This is a genomic window from Streptomyces globosus (assembly GCF_003325375.1).
Taxonomy (GTDB): Bacteria; Actinomycetota; Actinomycetes; order Streptomycetales; family Streptomycetaceae; genus Streptomyces; species Streptomyces globosus_A.
In genome coordinates, this window is sequence record NZ_CP030862.1 from 661,530 (window position 1) to 679,379 (window position 17,850).

Sequence of the window (17,850 nt, forward strand, 5' to 3'; positions counted from 1 at the left end):
GGAGGCTCAAGGTGACGCGCATCAGCAGCTCCGGAGGGCGGTCATGACTTCCGTCCTCGTCTGCGACGACTCCCCGCTTGCCCGAGAGGCGCTCCGTCGCGCGGTTGCCACCGTGCCCGGCGTCGAGCGCGTGACGACGGCTGCCAACGGCGAGGAAGTCCTCCGCCGCTGGGGCGCCGACCGCTCCGACCTCATTCTCATGGACGTACGGATGCCCGGGCTCGGCGGTGTGGAGACGGTGCGCCGGCTGCTCTCGGCCGATCCGGGCGCCCGCATCATCATGCTCACCGTCGCCGAGGACCTCGACGGCGTGGCCCTGGCCGTCGCCGCCGGCGCCCGCGGCTACCTGCACAAGGACGCCTCGCGCGCCGAACTGCGGGCCACGGTCACCCAGGCCCTGGCCGACCCGACCTGGCGGCTGGCCCCGCGCCGGCTCCGCTCCGCCGAGATGGGCGCCGCGCCCACCCTCACCGCGCGCGAGATCCAGGTCCTGGAGGGCATGAGCCACGGCCGGTCCAACGCGGAGATCGGGCGCGAGCTCTTCCTCTCCGAGGACACGGTCAAGACGCACGCCCGCCGGCTGTTCAAGAAGCTGGGCGCCTCGGACCGGGCACACGCCGTGGCGCTCGGGTTCCGCTGGGGCCTCGTCCGCTGACCGCGCCCCCGCAGGCCGGACGCTGAGCCGGTCCCGTCCGCCACGGCGGACGGGGCGGCGCGCCCGGCGCGCCCCGCCCGCCCACGGCGCCGCCGCCGGGCCCCGGACCGCCGCCGGCCCCGGGCCGTCCGCCGCCCCGCTCCCCGCCCTGCCGCCCGGCCCCACCCCCGTGCGTGGCCGGGGATTGGCGGGGCACGATCCGGGGGACGTGTCGCTTCGTGCGCGATGCCGCATGCTTGAGTGTGTGGCGCATTTTCTGGGATGGGGCCTCGGAAAGCATTCGGGCGAGCGGGAGGGGAGCGTGCAGTGACGAGTCCAGGCGCACCCGCTCATAACGCTTCGGCGCACAACACGGGCCGCGATGCCGCGAACACTCCGGCGCCAAGGCACCATGGATTGATGCGCGACGACGAGGCCATGGGCTCCCCCGCGGCCACAGGGCCCACCGGAGCTGCCAGGGGCGGCGGCGCCGGGGCGGTCAGCGACCTCGTCCGGCGCGCCGTGGACGGTGACGAGCAGGCCACCCACGACCTGCTCGCCTTCGTGCACCCGCTGGCCATCCGCTACTGCCGCACCCGGCTCTCCCGGCTCCCGGGTGACGCCCGCCACTTCGTCGAGGACCTGGCGCAGGAGGTCTGCGTCGCCGTCCTGATGGCGCTCCCGCGCTACCGCGACACCGGCCGGCCCTTCGAGGCGTTCGTCTTCGCGATCGCCGCGCACAAGGTCGCCGACCTCCAGCGGGCCGCCATGCGCCACCCCGGCAGCACGGCCGTCCCGTCGGACGAGATGCCCGAGCGGCCGGACGACTCCCTCGGCCCGGAGGAGCGGGCGCTGCTCAGCAGCGACGCCGCCTGGGCCCGCAAACTGCTCGCCAACCTGCCGGAGACGCAGCGCGAGCTCCTCGTGCTGCGCGTCGCCGTCGGCCTGACCGCCGAGGAGACCGGCCAGATGCTCGGCATGTCCCCCGGCGCCGTCCGGGTGGCCCAGCACCGGGCGCTCAGCCGGCTGCGGGCCCTGGCCGAGCAGTAGCGGCCGGGCCGCCGGCGGCGGATTCCCGGGCGGGCCCGGCCGCATGCCGCTCCCTAGGAGGAATCCACGAAACTTGGGAGTGATCTCGCTCGTGGAATGAGACGCCTCCCGATCCCGTTAGCATGGACATCCGCGCTGGGCAAGACCATTTGGGAAGGTGTCATGACTGTCAACTCCGACGGAGTGCCCGACAAATTCGCCGCGCTCGGACTCACGTACGACGACGTCCTGCTGCTGCCGGGCTCGTCGGACATGGCCCCGGACGAGATCGACACTTCCTCCCTCATCTCGCGGAACGTGCGGGTCAACATCCCGCTGCTGTCCGCCGCCATGGACAAGGTCACCGAGTCCCGCATGGCGATCGCGATGGCCCGCCAGGGCGGCGTCGGCGTGCTCCACCGCAACCTGTCCATCGCCGACCAGGCCAACCAGGTCGACCTGGTCAAGCGCTCCGAGTCCGGCATGGTGACCGACCCGATCACGGTCCACCCGGACGCGACGCTGCGCGAGGCCGACGAGCTGTGCGCGAAGTTCCGCATCTCCGGCGTGCCCGTCACCGACGCCGCCGGCAAGCTGCTCGGCATCGTCACCAACCGCGACATGGCCTTCGAGTCCGACCGCAGCCGCCAGGTGCGCGAGGTCATGACCCCGATGCCGCTCGTCACGGGCAAGGTGGGCATCTCCGGCGTGGACGCCATGGAGCTGCTGCGCCGCCACAAGATCGAGAAGCTGCCGCTGGTCGACGACGCGGGCGTCCTCAAGGGCCTGATCACGGTCAAGGACTTCGTCAAGGCCGAGAAGTACCCGCACGCGGCCAAGGACAAGGAGGGCCGCCTGCTGGTCGGCGCCGCGGTCGGCGTCGCCGGGGACGCCTACGAGCGCGCCCAGGCCCTCATCGAGGCCGGCGTCGACTTCATCGTCGTCGACACCGCGCACGGCCACTCCCGCCTCGTCGGGGACATGGTCGCCAAGATCAAGTCGAACGCGTCGGTCGACGTCATCGGCGGCAACGTCGCCACCCGCGACGGCGCGCAGGCCCTGGTCGACGCCGGCGCGGACGGCATCAAGGTCGGCGTGGGCCCCGGCTCCATCTGCACCACCCGCGTCGTCGCCGGCATCGGCGTCCCGCAGGTCACCGCCATCTACGAGGCCGCCCTGGCGGCCAAGGCCGCGGGCGTCCCCGTCATCGGCGACGGCGGCCTGCAGTACTCCGGCGACATCGCGAAGGCCCTGGTCGCCGGCGCCGACACGGTGATGCTCGGCTCGCTGCTGGCCGGCTGCGAGGAGTCCCCCGGCGAGCTGCTCTTCATCAACGGCAAGCAGTTCAAGTCGTACCGCGGCATGGGCTCCCTCGGCGCGATGCAGTCCCGCGGCGACCGCAAGTCCTTCTCCAAGGACCGCTACTTCCAGGAGGGCGTGGGCGGCGACGACAAGCTCATCCCCGAGGGCATCGAGGGCCAGGTGCCCTACCGCGGCCCGCTGTCCGCGGTGGTCCACCAGCTCGTCGGCGGCCTGCGCCAGTCGATGTTCTACGTCGGCGGCCGCACGGTGCCGGAGCTCCAGGAGCGGGGCCGGTTCGTCCGGATCACCTCCGCGGGGCTGAAGGAGAGCCACCCGCACGACATCCAGATGACGGTCGAGGCGCCGAACTACTCGCGCCAGGGCTGACAGCCGCCACGGGGGCGGGTCCGGGAACGGGCCCGCCCCCGCGGCATGCGTCCGCACAGCGGTCGCCGGGACGCGCGCGCCCGCCCTTCGGGGATACTGGACGGGCAGACCCAGAGGAAAGGCCACCACACGTGACTGAGATCGAGATCGGGCGCGGCAAGCGCGGCCGCAGGGCGTACGCGTTCGACGACATCGCCATCGTCCCGAGCCGGCGGACGCGGGACCCGAAGGAGGTCTCCATCGCCTGGCAGATCGACGCATACCGCTTCGAGCTCCCGTTCCTGGCTGCCCCGATGGACTCCGTCGTCTCCCCGCAGACCGCGATCCGCATCGGCGAGCTCGGCGGCCTCGGCGTCCTGAACCTCGAAGGCCTGTGGACCCGCCACGAGGACCCGCAGCCGCTGCTCGACGAGATCGCCGAGCTGCCGGAGGAGGCCGCGACCCGCCGCCTGCAGGAGATCTACGCGGCCCCGATCCAGGCCGACCTGATCGGTCAGCGCATCAAGGAGGTCCGCGACTCCGGCGTCGTCACCGCCGCCGCGCTCTCCCCGCAGCGCACCGCCCAGTTCTCCAAGGCCGTCGTCGACGCGGGCGTCGACATCTTCGTCATCCGCGGGACGACGGTCTCCGCGGAGCACGTCTCCGGCGCCGCCGAGCCGCTGAACCTGAAGCAGTTCATCTACGAGCTCGACGTCCCGGTCATCGTCGGCGGCTGCGCCACCTACACGGCGGCCCTGCACCTGATGCGCACCGGCGCGGCCGGCGTCCTCGTCGGCTTCGGCGGCGGCGCCGCGCACACCACCCGCAACGTGCTGGGCATCCAGGTCCCGATGGCCACGGCCGTCGCGGACGTGGCCGCCGCCCGCCGCGACTACATGGACGAGTCCGGCGGCCGCTACGTGCACGTCATCGCCGACGGCGGCGTGGGCTGGTCCGGCGACCTGCCCAAGGCCATCGCCTGCGGCGCCGACGCCGTGATGATGGGCTCCCCGCTGGCCCGCGCCACCGACGCGCCCGGCCGCGGCCACCACTGGGGCATGGAGGCCGTCCACGAGGACGTGCCGCGCGGCAAGAAGGTCCACCTGGGCACCGTCGGCACCACCGAGGAGATCCTCACCGGCCCGTCGCACACCCCGGACGGCTCCATGAACCTCTTCGGCGCGCTGCGCCGCTCGATGGCCACCACCGGCTACAGCGAGCTGAAGGAGTTCCAGCGCGTCGAGGTCACCGTCGCGGACAGCCACCACCACGGCTGACCGGCCCCGCGGCCGTACGCACGCACGCCATGCCGGAAGGGCCGGCTCCCCGCGACGGGGGGCCGGCCCTTCCGGCGTACCCGGTCAGAGCCGGTGGGCGGCGCCGGCCGGGCTCGCCCCGCGCGTGTCCAGGAGCAGCTGCGCCTTGACCGCCAGGCCCTGGAGGTCGTAGGTGCGGTGGTGCTGGAGGAGGATCGTCAGGTCGGCGGTGGCGGCGGCCTCGTAGAGGGACTCGGCGCGGGGGACCGGCTGGTCGCGGACCCGCCAGCCGGCGACGTACGGGTCGTGGTAGCTGATCAGCGCGCCGAGGTCGAGGAGGCGGCTGGCGATCTCCGGGGCCGGGGAGCCCTCCTGGTCCGCAAGGTCCGGCTTGTAGGTGACGCCGAGGAGCAGGATGCGGGCCCCGCGGGCGGACTTGCCGTGCTCGTTCAGCAGGGTGGCGCAGCGCTGGATGACGTACTGGGGCATCCGCCCGTTGATCTCCTGGGCGAGGCCGACCATGCGCAGGGGGTGGCCGGGGGTGCGTGTGGTGTGGGGGAGGTAGTTGGGGTCGAGGGGGACGCTGTGGCCGCCGACGCCGGGGCCGGGGCGGAAGGCCTGGAAGCCGTACGGCTTGGTCTCGGCGCAGCGGATGACGTCCCACAGGTCGACGCCGAGGTCGTGGCAGAGGACGGCCATCTCGTTCATCAGCGCGATGTTCACGTGCCGGTAGTTGGTTTCCAGGAGCTGGACGGTCTCGGCCTCGCGCAGCCCGCGGGCGCGGACGACCTTCTCGGCGATGCGGGCGTAGAAGGCGTGGGCGGACTCGGTGCAGGCGGGGGTGAGGCCGCCGATGACCTTGGGCGTGTTGGCGATGGTGTGGGTGCGGTTGCCGGGGTCGTGGCGGCTGGGGGAGTACGCCAGGTGGAAGTCGCGGCCGGCGCGCAGGCCCGAGCCGGACTCCAGGATCGGGCGCAGGTACTCCTCGGTGGTCCCCGGGTGGGCCGCGGACTCCAGGATCACGGTGGTGTGGGGGCGCAGCCGGGCGGCCAGGGCCCGGCCCGCCTCGCCGACGGCGCCGAGGTCGAGGGCGCGGTCGGCGCCGAGCTGGGTGGGGGCGCAGATGACGGCGGTGCGGACCCGGCCGAGGTCGGCGGGGTTGGCGGTGACCCGGAAGCCGGCGGCCGACATGCGGCGGACCTCGGCGGCGGTGAGAGTGGAACCGGTGGCCGGGCCGATGTCGTAGCCGACGGTCTCGATCCCTGCTGCGACGGCGGCCTGGGCCAGTGGGAGGCCGAGGTGGCCGAGTCCGATGACGGCGAGGTCTGCGGGCATGGGGTGGTGCCGTCCCTTCCCTGGCATGCATGGAGAGGCTGGGTGCGCAAGTCCTGTGGATCCCGGGGGCCTCCGATGAGCTGGCGCGATGTCAGACTAGGCGTATATATGACCGATCTGTCGTATTACGGGGTGATGGTCTCCGTTGTGTTGTCCACAGGCGGTGGCTGATGCGGGAGTGCCGGGTCAGAATCGAGGGCGGGGGACGTGAGCGGGACCGCCCGCGCCGAGCCGGCGCGGCCCGCACCGACGGGAGGCAGCCGTGAGGACAGCGACACTGGGGCCGGCGCAGCGCGCCGACGCCCTCGCCCGGATGGCCGAGCGGGAACTTGACGTGCTCGTGGTGGGCGCCGGCGTGGTCGGCGCGGGCACCGTGCTGGACGCCGCGACCAGGGGCCTGCGGACCGGGATCGTCGAGGCGCGGGACTGGGCGTCCGGGACGTCCAGCCGGTCCAGCAAGCTGATCCACGGCGGCCTGCGCTACCTGGAGATGCTCGACTTCGCCCTCGTGCGCGAGGCGCTGAAGGAGCGCGGCCTGCTGCTGGAGCGGCTCGCCCCGCACCTCGTCCGGCCCGTGCCCTTCCTCTACCCGCTCCGGCACAAGGGCTGGGAGCGCCTCTACGCCGGCTCCGGCGTCGCCCTGTACGACGCGATGTCCGTCTCCAGCGGGCACGGCCGCGGCCTGCCCGTGCACCGGCACCTCTCCCGCCGGCGCGCCCTGCGGGTGGCCCCGGCCCTGCGCAAGGACGCCCTCGTGGGCGCCCTGCAGTACTACGACGCCCAGATGGACGACGCCCGGTACGTCACCAACCTGGTGCGGACGGCCGCGGTGTACGGGGCGCACTGCGCCAACCGGGCGAGGGTCGTCGGCTTCCTGCGCGAGGGCGAGCGGGTCGTCGGCGCGCGCGTGCAGGACGTGGAGGGCGGGCGGGAGTACGAGGTCCGCGCCCGCCAGGTGGTCAACGCGACGGGGGTGTGGACGGACGACACGCAGGTGCTGATCGCGGAGCGCGGCCAGTTCCACGTCCGGGCGTCGAAGGGCGTCCACCTCGTCGTGCCGAAGGACCGGATCAACTCGACCACCGGGCTGATCCTGCGGACGGAGAAGTCGGTCCTGTTCGTCATCCCGTGGGGCCGGCACTGGATCGTGGGCACCACCGACACCGACTGGGACCTGGACAAGGCGCACCCTGCGGCGTCCAGCGCGGACATCGACTACCTGCTGGAGCGTGTCAACTCGGTCCTGGCCGTCCCCCTCACGAGGGATGACGTGGAAGGCGTGTACGCGGGCCTGCGGCCCCTGCTGGCGGGCGAGTCGGACGCGACGAGCAAGCTGTCCCGCGAGCACACCGTGGCGCACCCGGTGCCGGGGCTGGTCGTCGTGGCGGGCGGCAAGTACACGACGTACCGGGTGATGGCGAAGGACGCGGTGGACGAGGCGGTGCACGGCCTCGACCAGCGGGTCGCCGACTGCGTCACCGAGGACGTGCCGCTGGTGGGCGCGGAGGGGTACAGGGCCCTGTGGAACGGCCGGGCCGCCATCGCCGCCCGGTCCGGGCTCCATGTGGTGCGGGTGGAGCACCTGTTGAACCGGTACGGGTCGATGGTGGACGAGCTGCTGGACCTGATCGCGGCCGACCCCTCGCTCGGCGAGCCGCTCGGCGGGGCGGAGGACTACCTGCGGGCGGAGGTGGTCTACGCGGCCTCGCACGAAGGGGCCCGCCACCTCGACGACGTGATGACCCGCCGGACGCGGATCTCGATCGAGACGTTCGACCGGGGGACCCGCTCGGCGCGGGAGTGCGCCGAGCTGATGGCCCCGGTGCTGGGGTGGGACGAGCAGCAGATCGAGAAGGAAGTGGAGCACTACGAGAAGAGGGTGCAGGCGGAGCGCGAATCGCAGCGCCAGCCGGACGACCAGACGGCGGATGCCGCCAGGCTGGGCGCGCCCGACATCGTTCCGTTGTAAGTCCGCGATCCGGAGGGGGGAACCGCGGACCCGGGGCTCCCGTCCGTTGCGGAGTGAGGAACAATAAGGGTTCTGCCGGGGCGGGTTATCGCGCGGGTTCTCCCGGGGCGGGCCGCCGGGCACTCCGGCGGGCGCCGGGGCAGCCGGAGCAGGCGGCACGATCGCAGAGGGGACGCATGTCGAAGCCGGAGCACACCGATTCGCCTGCGGCGGAGCAGGGCCGGGCGAAGCCCGTGTCGGGCGAGCCGAAGCCGTCTGTGAAGGCCGTCCCGCCTGCGCGGACGCCGGCGGCTGAGGCCGGGCCGGGCGCTGCGGAGCCGAAGGCCGCCGGTGCGGCCGCCGCCGGGCCCCAGGACACCGGGCAGTCCGGATCCGCCTCCCCGAAGCCCGACCTCGGGAAGCCGAAGGCCGCCCCTGCGGCTGCCCCCGCGCCGGAGGACGGCGGGGCGGCCGGATCCGCCTCCCCGAACCCGAAGGCCGCCGGTGCGGCTGCCGCCCGTGCCGCGGCGAATCCGCCCGGGGGCACGCCGGCTGACGCCGCGTCCGCTGCCGCCGGCCGTCCGGAGCCCGCCACCCGCAAGCCCTCCCTCGCGAAGCCCCGCCCCGCCACCGCAACCGGTTCCGCTTCCGCGCACCCGAAGACCGCGAAGCCCGCCAACCCGAAGGCCGGCGCCGCCCCGGCCGCATCCGCTTCCGCCGCACCGCAGAACCCGCAGCCGCGCCCGGTGCAGAGCAGCGCTGCCGCGTCTGATTCCGCTTCGGCTGACCTCAAGGATGCGAAGCCGGCTGCGCCCCTGGCAGGCGCAGCCGCGAACAGTTCCGCTGCGGTCGCTTCGGAGGACGCGAAACCGAGCCTGGCGAAGGGCGCTGCTGCCGGCGGTGGTTCCGCTTCGGAGCGGTCCGAGGGTGCCAAGCCCGGCCCGTCCGAGGGTGCTGCTGCCGCGCCGGATTCCGCTTCGGCCGGTGCGGCCAGTGCGAAGCCGGACCTCGCCAAGGGCGGCGCGGCGGCGACCGCATCCGGTTCGACGGAGCCGGAGGATGCGAAGCCGGGCCTTGCGAAGGACGCGGCTGCGGCGGCCGGTTCCGCTTCGGCCCGGGGCGAGGAGGCGAAGCCGAAGGCCGGGGCGCAGGCCGACGCCGTCCGCACGACGTCCGGGAACCCCATCATCGACAAGGCCGACGCCGTCGCCGCCGCCGTGAAGGCCGCGGCCGTCAAGGCCGCCGACGACAGCGGCCGCGAGGGCCGGCTCCTCGCCGGCCGCTACCGGCTCGGCGAGGTGCTCGGCAAGGGCGGCATGGGCACCGTCTGGCGCGCCGAGGACGAGACCCTCGGCCGCACCGTCGCCGTCAAGGAGCTCCGCTTCGGCAACGGCGTCGACGAGGACGAGAAGCGCCGCCTCATCACCCGCACCCTCCGCGAGGCCAAGGCCATCGCCCGGATCCGCAGCGGCGGCGCCGTCACCGTCTTCGACGTCGTCGACGAGGACGGCCGTCCGTGGATCGTCATGGAGCTCATCGAGGGCCCCTCCCTCGCCGAGTTCATACGGGAACAGGGCCCGCTGACGCCGCGCCGGGCCGCCGAGGTCGGCCTCGCGGTGCTCGAAGTGCTGCGTGCCGCCCACGGCCAGGGCATCCTGCACCGCGACGTGAAGCCGTCCAACGTGCTCATCGCCGCCAACGGCCGCGTCGTCCTCACCGACTTCGGCATCGCGCAGGTCGAGGGCGACCCGTCCATCACCTCCACCGGCATGCTCGTCGGCGCACCCTCGTACATCTCGCCCGAGCGCGCCCGCGGCCAGAAGCCGGGCCCGCCGGCCGACATGTGGTCGCTCGGCGGCCTGCTCTACGCCGCCGTCGAGGGGGTGCCCCCCTACGACAAGGGGTCCGCGCTCGCCACGCTCACCGCCGTCATGACCGAGCCGGTGGAGCCGCCGAAGAACGCCGGCCCGCTGACCGAGGTCATCTACGGCCTGCTGGTCAAGGACCCGGCCCGGCGCCTCGACGAGGAGCGCGCCCGGGTCATGCTGACCGCCGTGGTCAACATGCCGGAGCCGGAGGCCGTCGAGGTCCTGGCCCCGGCCGTGGAGGAGACCCGGCAGATCTCCCTGACCGCGGCGAAGGAGGCCGCGGCCAAGGCCGCCGCCGACAAGGCCGCCGAGAAGGCGGAGAAGAAGGAGCGCGAGCGCCGCGAGAAGGAGCAGCGCGAGCGCGCCCGCGCCGCGCTGAAGGCGGCCCGCAAGGCCGCCGCGGCCACCGCCGCCACGGCGGCGGCCGCGACCGCCGCCGAGCCGCCCGCCTCCGGCGGCGCGCGCACCGGCCCCGTCGCGGCGCCGCTGACGGACGTCATGTCGCGCCGCACCATCGGGCTGGCCATCGTCGGCGTGGTGGTCGCGCTGGCCGCGATCGGGTCGCTGATCGTGTACGCGTTCAGCGGCGGCGACTCCAAGGAGCAGGGCAAGGGCGCCCCGGGGCCGACGGCCTCCGGCAAGCCGAGCCCGGGCCCCTCCGGCAAGACCGGCGACGCCGGCTCCACCGGGGGTGGGGCGGGCGGCAGCAGCCCGTCGGCCCAGGGGCAGACGCCGAGCGGGCAGGAGAGCCCCGGCCAGGCGCAGGGGCAGGGGCAGGGGCAGGGCCAGGCGTCCGCGCAGGGCCAGGGCCAGGGCTCCGACCCGGGCGGTCCCGCGGCCGGGCTCCCCGCCGGCTTCGCCACGGTGACGGACCTCGGCTTCCGCTTCTCCATGGCGATGCCGCAGGACTTCCGCCACACGGACACCGCCGGTGACAACTCCGGCGCCATATACAGCCGCGACGGCGGCTTCCCGCGCATCCAGGTCGACTTCACCAGCCGCCCCGGCGAGGACGCGCGCGCCGCCTGGGCGGCGCTCGCCCCGGCCGTCGCCCGCAGCAGCAAGGGCTACCGGACGATCCGCATCGACGCGGTCGGCTACCGCGACTACCCCACCGTCGCCGACTGGGAGTTCGAGCGGGAGCAGCAGGGCATCAAGGTCCGCGTGCTCGACCGCGGCTTCAAGGTGGACGCCGCACGCGGCTACGCCATCATGATCAGCTGCGCGGCGGACCAGTGGGACGGCCCGGAGTGCCGGCAGCTGCGCGACACGGCCTTCGCGACGTTCCAGCCCCTGGGCTGACAAGCCTTCCCGGGTCCGGGACGCGGGAGCCCCCGGCGACGTATCGTGTCAGCGGGGGCCGCAGGGAGACGGCCCCGGCTCGGGGGAGGCGCAGTGGAGGACTACGCGGGGCGGATCCTGGTCGGCCGCTACCGTCTGCCGCTGCCGCCGTCGGACGAGTACGAGCCGGCCGAGACCCGTGCCTTCGACACCCGGAGCGGGCAGGAAGTCCTGGTCCGGCAGGTGCCGTTACCCGAGATCGTGGACGCCGAGCTGGTCGACGGCGAGGCCGCCGGGTACGCCGCGGAGGCGCCCCGGCCCCCGTACCCCTCCGGCCCCGGGCGGCGCCCGGCGGGCGAACTCCCCGCCGTGCGGCGGGCGATCGCGGCGGCGCAGGCGGCGGCGTCCGTACCCGACCATCCGCGGCTGGACCAGGTCTTCGACGTGTTCGCCGAAGGCGGCTCACTGTGGATAGTGAGCGAGCTGGTGCCCGCCCGGCCGCTGGCCGCGCTCCTCGCGGAGGAGCCGCTGACGCCGTACCGGGCCGCCGAGGTGGCCTCCGACGTGCTGACGGCCCTGCGTGTGCTGCACGCGCACGGCTGGACGCACCGCAACATCACGGTGCGGACCGTGCTGATATGCGACGACGGGCGCGTCGTGCTGACCGGCCTCGCGGCCGGCGCCGCGGAGGACGCGCTGTGCGGGTACGACCCGGTCCCGCCCGAGGACGACGACCCGCCCGCGGAGGACGCCTGGGGCGCCCCGCCCGCCCCCGCTGCGCCCCCGTACGCCCCCCTGATCGCCCCCGGCTACGAAACGGCCCCCCGCCCCGCGGACCCCACGTCCCCGAACCCCCAGCTCCCGCCCGGCTACGCCCCGTCGGCCGGGCCCGCCCCGGGACACACCGGCCGCGCCGTCCCCGAGCGGCCGCTGCCGCCCGGCATCGACCCGCCGGCCGACCCCGGTCCCGCGGCGGGACCCCGGTACGCGGACCACGTCGCCCCGGGGCCGCCGCTGCCGTCCGGCGGCGGCCCGTCGGCCCCGCCCGGTCCGGGGACCACCGGCCGCGCCGTCCCGGAGCCGCCGGGGCTGTCCGGCCGGGACGCGCAGGGCCTGCCCGGGGCCGTGGTGGGGCCGCGGTACGCGGACCACATCGTGCCCGGGCGGGACGCGCACGGCGCCGGCCTGCTGGGCGGCGGTGCGGCGGGGGAGGGCGGCCTGCTGCCCGGCGGCGCCGCGGACCGTGCGCCGCTCGTAGCCCCCGGATACGAGACCGGGCCGCGTGGCGGAGCCGCGGAGGCCGGTGCGTCCCGAGCCGTTGCCGCCCACGGGCCGGGGCCGGAGTCCGCGACCGCGCGGGTCCCCGCGGAGGCGGCGCCCGGCTCCGCCCCGGAGCGGCGGCCGATCGGGTCGAAGCTGCCGCAGGGGTACGCGTACCCGTACGGCGGCCCCAAGGCCCCGGAGACCCCGGAGGCGGCGGAGGCGGCGGAGGCCGGAGAGGCCGGGGACGCCGCGCCGCCCTCGGAGGCGCCCTCCGCCCCGCCCGCACCCCCGGCCCCCGCCCCGGCCCCGGCGCCGCCCGGCCGGTCCGGCGGTGGTCCCGCGGATGACGGCCCGCATGCCGGAGCGGATGTGCCCTGGCACGGCGCGACCCCGCGCCGGCAGGCCGCCCTGCCGCCCGGCCTGCCCCAGGGCTACCGGCACGCCGACGACGACACCGCCCCCCTCCACGCCCCCGGCCTTCCCGCGCCCGCCGGCGGCCCGGCCGGACCGGCCCCGGCCCGCCGGCCCGACGCCCCCGGCGGGGACTCCCGCCCCCTGGCCGCGCCCGCCGGCGGTCCCGCCGGGCCGATCCCGGCGCGCCTCCCCCACGCCCCCGCCGGCCCGGCCGGGCCGGTCCCGGCGGGCCTGCACAACGCCCCCGTCCGCCCGGGCGGCACCGCCGCCCCCGCCACGGCGGGAGCCCCCCGCGGGGAGCGCCCCGGCCCCCGGGCCGCGTATGGCGGCGGTCCGGTCGGGGCCGTCCCGGCGCGGCTGCCCGGCGCCCGCGCCGGAGCCCCCGCCGCCCCCGGCGGCCGCCCCGGGGGAGGCGACCCTGCCGCGGCCGAAGGCGCCGGCGGAGGCCGGCCCGCGCCGGGGGCCGCCGCGCGCGGGCCGCGGACCGGGCTCGACGCCGAGCGGGCGCGGCAGACGCGGATGGCCGTCGTCGGGGCCGTCACCGAGCGGTGGGCCCCGGAACAGGCCCGTACCGTCGCCGGACCCTGGCAGATCGCGGCGCCCGTCGGCCCGGCCACCGACCTGTGGGCGCTCGGCGCGCTGCTCTACCGGGCCGTCCAGGGGCACCCCCCGTACCCGGAGGACAGCGCCGCCGAGCTCGTCGAGATGGTCTGCTCCGAACCGCCCGCCTTCGCGGAGGAGTGCGGCCCGCTGCGGCCGGTCGTGGAGTCCCTGCTGCGCCAGGACCCCACCGAGCGCCCCGACTTCGAGGAGCTGCGCGGCTGGCTGCGCTCCCTCGTGCGGTCGGCGCCCGAGCCCGACGCGGCGCCCGGCGCGCTCCCGCCCGCCGAGCCGGACCCGGCCCGCCTGCCCGCCGTGCGCCGGCGCGGCGACCTGCACGGCCGGCACCGCAACCCGGCGCCCCGGCGCGGCCCCCGCCGCCTCGGGCGGGTCCTGCTGGCCGGGGTCCTCGCCCTCACCGCCGGGGCCGTGGCGTACGCGGTGCTGTTCCTGCCGCGGGCAGGCGAGGGGCAGGACCGGGACGCCGCCTCGCAGACGCCGGTGGCGAAAACGGAGACGCCGTCCCCGCAGGCCCCGCGCTCCCCGGCGCCCTCCGCCACGCCCGGGCCCTCGCAGCCCGCGCCGCAGGCCCCGGCGTCCGCGCCGCCCGGCTACACCGTCCAACAGGACCCGGAGCACTTCGAGATCGCCGTCCCGCAGGGCTGGGAGCGCCGCGGCATGAACGAGGCGGGCCAGGTCCGCTACACCGACGGCCAGTACGTCCTGATCGTCGTCCCGGGCCGGGACAAGGTCGAGGGCAGCCCCGACCCGGCCACCTACCAGAAGGACAAGGAGCCGGAGCTCGCCCCGTACCGGTCCTCGACGTGGGCCAGCGGCGGCGACGTGAAGACCACCAAGGTGGGTCAGCAGCTGCGGGCGACCGGCCGGTACACGTGGATCGACGGCACCGGCCGCAGCGTCGTCGCGCGCAACTTCGTCGTCGCGCTCGGCGGCAGCTACCACGTCGTCATGGTGATGGGCCCGCAGGACGGCGAAGGCAAGGTGACCGAGGTCTTCGAGAAGGCGACCGGAAGTTACAAATCGGGCGGATGAGAGGCTTCTGACGGCAAATCAGTACGGCAATTGCGTCACAGTGCTGCCGGAACCGCGCCCTCCGTGTACCGGCGGCCCCGTGCGCTTCGTAATCTGGCCCGAAGTGCACAGAGTGGCGGGGATCGTGGAACAGCAGACAGGTGCGGGCGCAGTGCTCGCCGGCCGGTACCGGCTCGTGGAGCCCATCGGCAGCGGCGGCATGGGCAAGGTGTGGCGCGCCCACGACGACCTCCTGAGCAGGACCGTCGCCGTCAAGGAGCTGACGGCCGGGCTGTACGTCGCCCAGGCGGACCGGGACGTCCTGCACGCCCGGACGCAGAAGGAGGCCCGCGCGGCCGCCCGCATCCAGCACCCGGCCGTCGTCACCGTCCACGACGTCTTCGAGCACGACGACCGGCCGTGGATCGTCATGGAGTACGTCGACGGCCCGTCCCTCGCCGAGGCGGCCAAGGCGGCCGGCCGGATCGAGCCCCGCGAGGCCGCCCGGATCGGGCTGCACGTCCTCGGCGCGCTGCGCGCCGCGCACGCGGTCGGCGTGCTGCACCGGGACGTCAAGCCCGGCAACGTGCTGCTCGCCAGGGACGGGCGGGTGCTGCTCACGGACTTCGGGATCGCCGCGATCGAGGGCGACTCCTCCATCACCCGCACGGGCGAGATCGTCGGCTCCATCGACTACCTGGCCCCGGAGCGCGTCACGGGCGGCACCCCGGACCCGGCGTCCGACCTGTGGTCGCTCGGGGCGACCCTCTACACGGCGGTCGAGGCCCGCTCGCCGTTCCGCCGCACCTCGCCGATCTCCAGCCTGCAGGCCGTCGTCAACGACGAGCCGCCCGCGCTGCGCCAGTCCGGTCCGCTGGGGCCCGTCATCACCGCGCTGCTGCGCAAGGACCCCGAGGAGCGGCCCTCCGCGCAGGAGACGGAGCGGATGCTGCTGGAGGTGATGGAGGGCCGCGAGCCGAGGGCGGCGCAGGCGTACGTGCCGACGCGCGCGGTGAGCCCGCAGGAGCTGTCCGGGGCGCGGGAGGCCGAACCGGAGGCCCCCGCGGCGAGCGGCGCGGGAGGGACGGCCGCCCTGCCGGCCGGTCCGGCGGAGCCGGCCGAGAGGCCCCGCTCCAGCGCCGGCCGGGTCAGGCGGGCCGCGGCGGTGGCGCTGGTGGCGGCGCTGGTCGGCGGCGGCGCGGTCTTCGGGCTGCTGAAGTACACCGGCGACGGGGTCGGCGGCGACGGCGCCGACCGCAACGCGAGTGCCCCCGACCGGCAGGGCGGCGCCGGGGACAAGGACGCCAAGGACGCCTCCCCGCCCGCGGGCTGGAAGGAGGTCACCGACCCGGAGGGCTTCACCCTGTGGGTGCCGGACGGCTGGAAGCGGCAGATGGACGGCAACCAGATCGACTACACACCGGACAACGGCAGGCACTTCATCCGCATCGCCGTCGACCCCACGCCCGACTACGACACCGCGTACGCGCACGTGCTCGACCTGGAGAAGCAGGTCAGCCGGCGCACCGACTACAAGCGGCAGCGGCTGAACCAGAACACCTTCCGCGACACCACCCGCGCGGCGCTGTGGGAGTTCACCTGGACCGAGAAGGGCGTCCACGCCGGACCGCGCCGCGCCATCGAGCAGATGTACATCGCCCCGGACGGCACCGAGTACGCGGTGTACATGTCGGGCCCGACGTCCACCTGGGAGACGACCCGGGCGCAGTTCGACACCGTGCTCAAGGGCTGGGCGCCGCCCGCCGGCTGAGGCCGCTGCCGCCCCGCCGGCCGCGGGCGCGGCCATCCTGCCAGTGATCGCTGGCGGATATGGCAAAATCCGGTTACCGACGGGTACCCAAAGGGGTCCGGGCGCAATACGCTCACCGCCATGACGGACTCGCCGGCCACCGCCCTCCTCCGCCCTGCCCCGCAGCCCACCAACCCGGTCGCCCCGGCCCCCGCCGGCGCGCGCACCGCCGCGGACGTGGTGACCCCCGACCTGGTCGCCCGCCTCACCCGCGGCGTCATCGGGTCCGGGCGGACCGCGAACCACACGCCGTTCACCGGGGCCAAGCTCGCCGACCTCCCCGAGGCCACCCCGGCCGAGGTCGCCGAGGCGTTCGCGCGGGCCCGTACCGCCCAGGCCGCCTGGGCCGCCGTGCCCGTACGCCGCCGCGCCGCCGTCCTGCTCCGCTTCCACGACCTGGTCCTCGCCCGCCAGGCCGAGGTCCTCGACCTGATCCAGCTGGAGACCGGCAAGGCCCGGCTGCACGCCCACGAGGAGGTCCAGGCCGTCGCCGTCGCCGCCCGCCACTACGGCCGCAAGGCGCCCGCCTACCTGCGGCCGCGCAGCCACACCGGCGCGATGCCGACCCTCACCAAGGTCACCGAGCTGCGCCAGCCGCGCGGCGTGGTCGGCCAGATCGCCCCCTGGAACTACCCCCTCGAACTCTCCGTCGGCGACGCCCTGCCCGCCTTCGCCTCCGGCAACGCCGTCGTCATGAAGCCCGACACCGAGACCGCGCTGACCGCCCTGTGGGCACGCGACGTGCTCGTCGAGGCAGGGCTGCCCCCCGAGATCTTCCAGGTCGTCCTCGGCGAGGGCCCCGTCGTCGGCCCCGAGGTGGTCCGGCACGCCGACTACGTCTCCTTCACCGGCTCCACCCGCACCGGCCGCGAGGTCGCGCAGGGCGCCGCCGCCCGCCTCGTCGGCGTCTCCCTCGAACTCGGCGGCAAGAACGCCATGCTCGTCCTCCACGACGCCGACGTCGAGAAGGCCGCCGCCGGCGCCGTCCGCGCCTGCTTCTCCTCCGCCGGCCAGCTGTGCATCTCCATCGAGCGGCTCTACGTCCACGCCTCCATAGCCGACGAGTTCCTCGCCCGGTTCGCCGCCCGCACCAAGGCCATGCGCCTGGGCAGCTCCCTCGCCTACGGCGCGGACATGGGCTCGCTGGTCGGCGAGCGCCAGCTGGAGACCGTCCGCCGGCACGTCGACGAGGCCGTCGCCAAGGGCGCCACCCTCGTCGCCGGCGGCACCGCCCGCCCCGACATCGGCCCGCTGTTCTACGAGCCGACCATCCTCGACGGCGTGGAGGCGCCGATGGCCGTCTGCGGCGAGGAGACCTTCGGCCCGGTCGTCTCCGTCTACCGCTTCACCGACGAGGACGAGGCCGTCGCCCAGGCCAACGCCACCCCCTACGGCCTCAACTCCAGCGTGTGGACGAAGGACGCCCGCCGCGGCCGCGCCGTCGCCGCCCGCCTGCGCACCGGCACCGTCAACATCAACGAGGGCTACGCCCCGGCCTACGGCAGCGTCCGGGCCCCCATGGGCGGCATGAAGGACTCCGGCCTCGGCCGCCGGCACGGCTCCGAGGGCATCCTCAAGTACACCGAGGCGCAGACGGTCGCCCACCAGCGGCTGCTGCCGATGGCGCCCTCGCTCGGCATGGACGACGAGGCGTACGCGGCGTTCATGACGCGCAGCCTCCGGCTGATGAAGGCCCTCCGCCTCCGCTAGTG

The 17,850-nt window shown here is 75.4% G+C and carries 10 protein-coding genes; 9 read left to right on the top strand and 1 reads right to left on the bottom strand.

Going from position 1 to position 17,850, the window contains the following annotated elements:
• Positions 1-43: 43 nt before the first annotated feature.
• The 4 genes from C0216_RS03225 (at position 44) to C0216_RS03240 (ending at position 4,608) form a co-directional block, all read left to right on the top strand.
• Complete coding sequence (locus C0216_RS03225; RefSeq protein ID WP_003948568.1) at positions 44-655, top strand: response regulator transcription factor; 612 nt, start codon at positions 44-46, stop codon at positions 653-655.
• A 399-nt stretch (positions 656-1,054) separates the two neighbouring features.
• Positions 1,055-1,684 (top strand): sigma-70 family RNA polymerase sigma factor, encoded by a 630-nt coding sequence (locus C0216_RS03230; RefSeq protein ID WP_114053778.1) that lies wholly within the window; start codon positions 1,055-1,057, stop codon positions 1,682-1,684.
• 162 nt (positions 1,685-1,846) lie between these two features.
• Positions 1,847-3,352 (top strand): IMP dehydrogenase, encoded by a 1,506-nt coding sequence (guaB, locus tag C0216_RS03235; protein ID WP_114053779.1) that lies wholly within the window; start codon positions 1,847-1,849, stop codon positions 3,350-3,352.
• Positions 3,353-3,483: 131 nt separating this feature from the next.
• Positions 3,484-4,608 (top strand): GuaB3 family IMP dehydrogenase-related protein, encoded by a 1,125-nt coding sequence (locus C0216_RS03240; RefSeq protein WP_114053780.1) that lies wholly within the window; start codon positions 3,484-3,486, stop codon positions 4,606-4,608.
• Positions 4,609-4,692: 84 nt separating this feature from the next.
• On the opposite strand, the gene C0216_RS03245 is transcribed toward C0216_RS03240, so the two are convergent.
• A complete protein-coding gene (locus C0216_RS03245; protein WP_114053781.1) occupies positions 4,693-5,922 on the bottom strand; it encodes a nucleotide sugar dehydrogenase in 1,230 nt (409 codons plus the stop codon).
• Positions 5,923-6,184: 262 nt separating this feature from the next.
• Here C0216_RS03245 and C0216_RS03250 point away from each other — a divergent pair, with 262 nt between their 5' ends.
• From C0216_RS03250 to C0216_RS03270, 5 genes are all read left to right on the top strand, one after another.
• A complete protein-coding gene (locus C0216_RS03250) occupies positions 6,185-7,891 on the top strand; it encodes a glycerol-3-phosphate dehydrogenase/oxidase (protein WP_114053782.1) in 1,707 nt (568 codons plus the stop codon).
• 176 nt (positions 7,892-8,067) lie between these two features.
• A complete protein-coding gene (locus C0216_RS03255) occupies positions 8,068-11,040 on the top strand; it encodes a serine/threonine-protein kinase (protein WP_114053783.1) in 2,973 nt (990 codons plus the stop codon).
• Between the two features lie 93 nt (positions 11,041-11,133).
• Entirely contained in the window at positions 11,134-14,349 is a 3,216-nt protein-coding gene (locus C0216_RS34910; RefSeq protein WP_114053784.1) for a protein kinase, read from the top strand.
• 124 nt (positions 14,350-14,473) lie between these two features.
• Positions 14,474-16,099, top strand: a complete 1,626-nt coding sequence (locus tag C0216_RS03265; RefSeq protein WP_114058424.1) for a serine/threonine-protein kinase — start codon at positions 14,474-14,476, stop codon at positions 16,097-16,099.
• A 120-nt stretch (positions 16,100-16,219) separates the two neighbouring features.
• A complete protein-coding gene (locus C0216_RS03270) occupies positions 16,220-17,848 on the top strand; it encodes a succinic semialdehyde dehydrogenase (protein ID WP_114053785.1) in 1,629 nt (542 codons plus the stop codon).
• The last annotated feature ends 2 nt before the right edge of the window (positions 17,849-17,850 follow it).

Excerpts from the sequence above, each read along its gene's own strand:
- C0216_RS03255 (WP_114053783.1), top strand. The coding sequence starts at position 8,068 with ATGTCGAAGCCGGAGCACACCGATTCGCCTGCGGCGGAGCAGGGCCGG.
- C0216_RS03245 (WP_114053781.1), bottom strand. The coding sequence starts at position 5,922 with ATGCCCGCAGACCTCGCCGTCATCGGACTCGGCCACCTCGGCCTCCCA.
- guaB (WP_114053779.1), top strand. The coding sequence starts at position 1,847 with ATGACTGTCAACTCCGACGGAGTGCCCGACAAATTCGCCGCGCTCGGA.
- C0216_RS03230 (WP_114053778.1), top strand. The coding sequence starts at position 1,055 with ATGCGCGACGACGAGGCCATGGGCTCCCCCGCGGCCACAGGGCCCACC.
- C0216_RS03225 (WP_003948568.1), top strand. The coding sequence starts at position 44 with ATGACTTCCGTCCTCGTCTGCGACGACTCCCCGCTTGCCCGAGAGGCG.
- C0216_RS03270 (WP_114053785.1), top strand. The coding sequence starts at position 16,220 with ATGACGGACTCGCCGGCCACCGCCCTCCTCCGCCCTGCCCCGCAGCCC.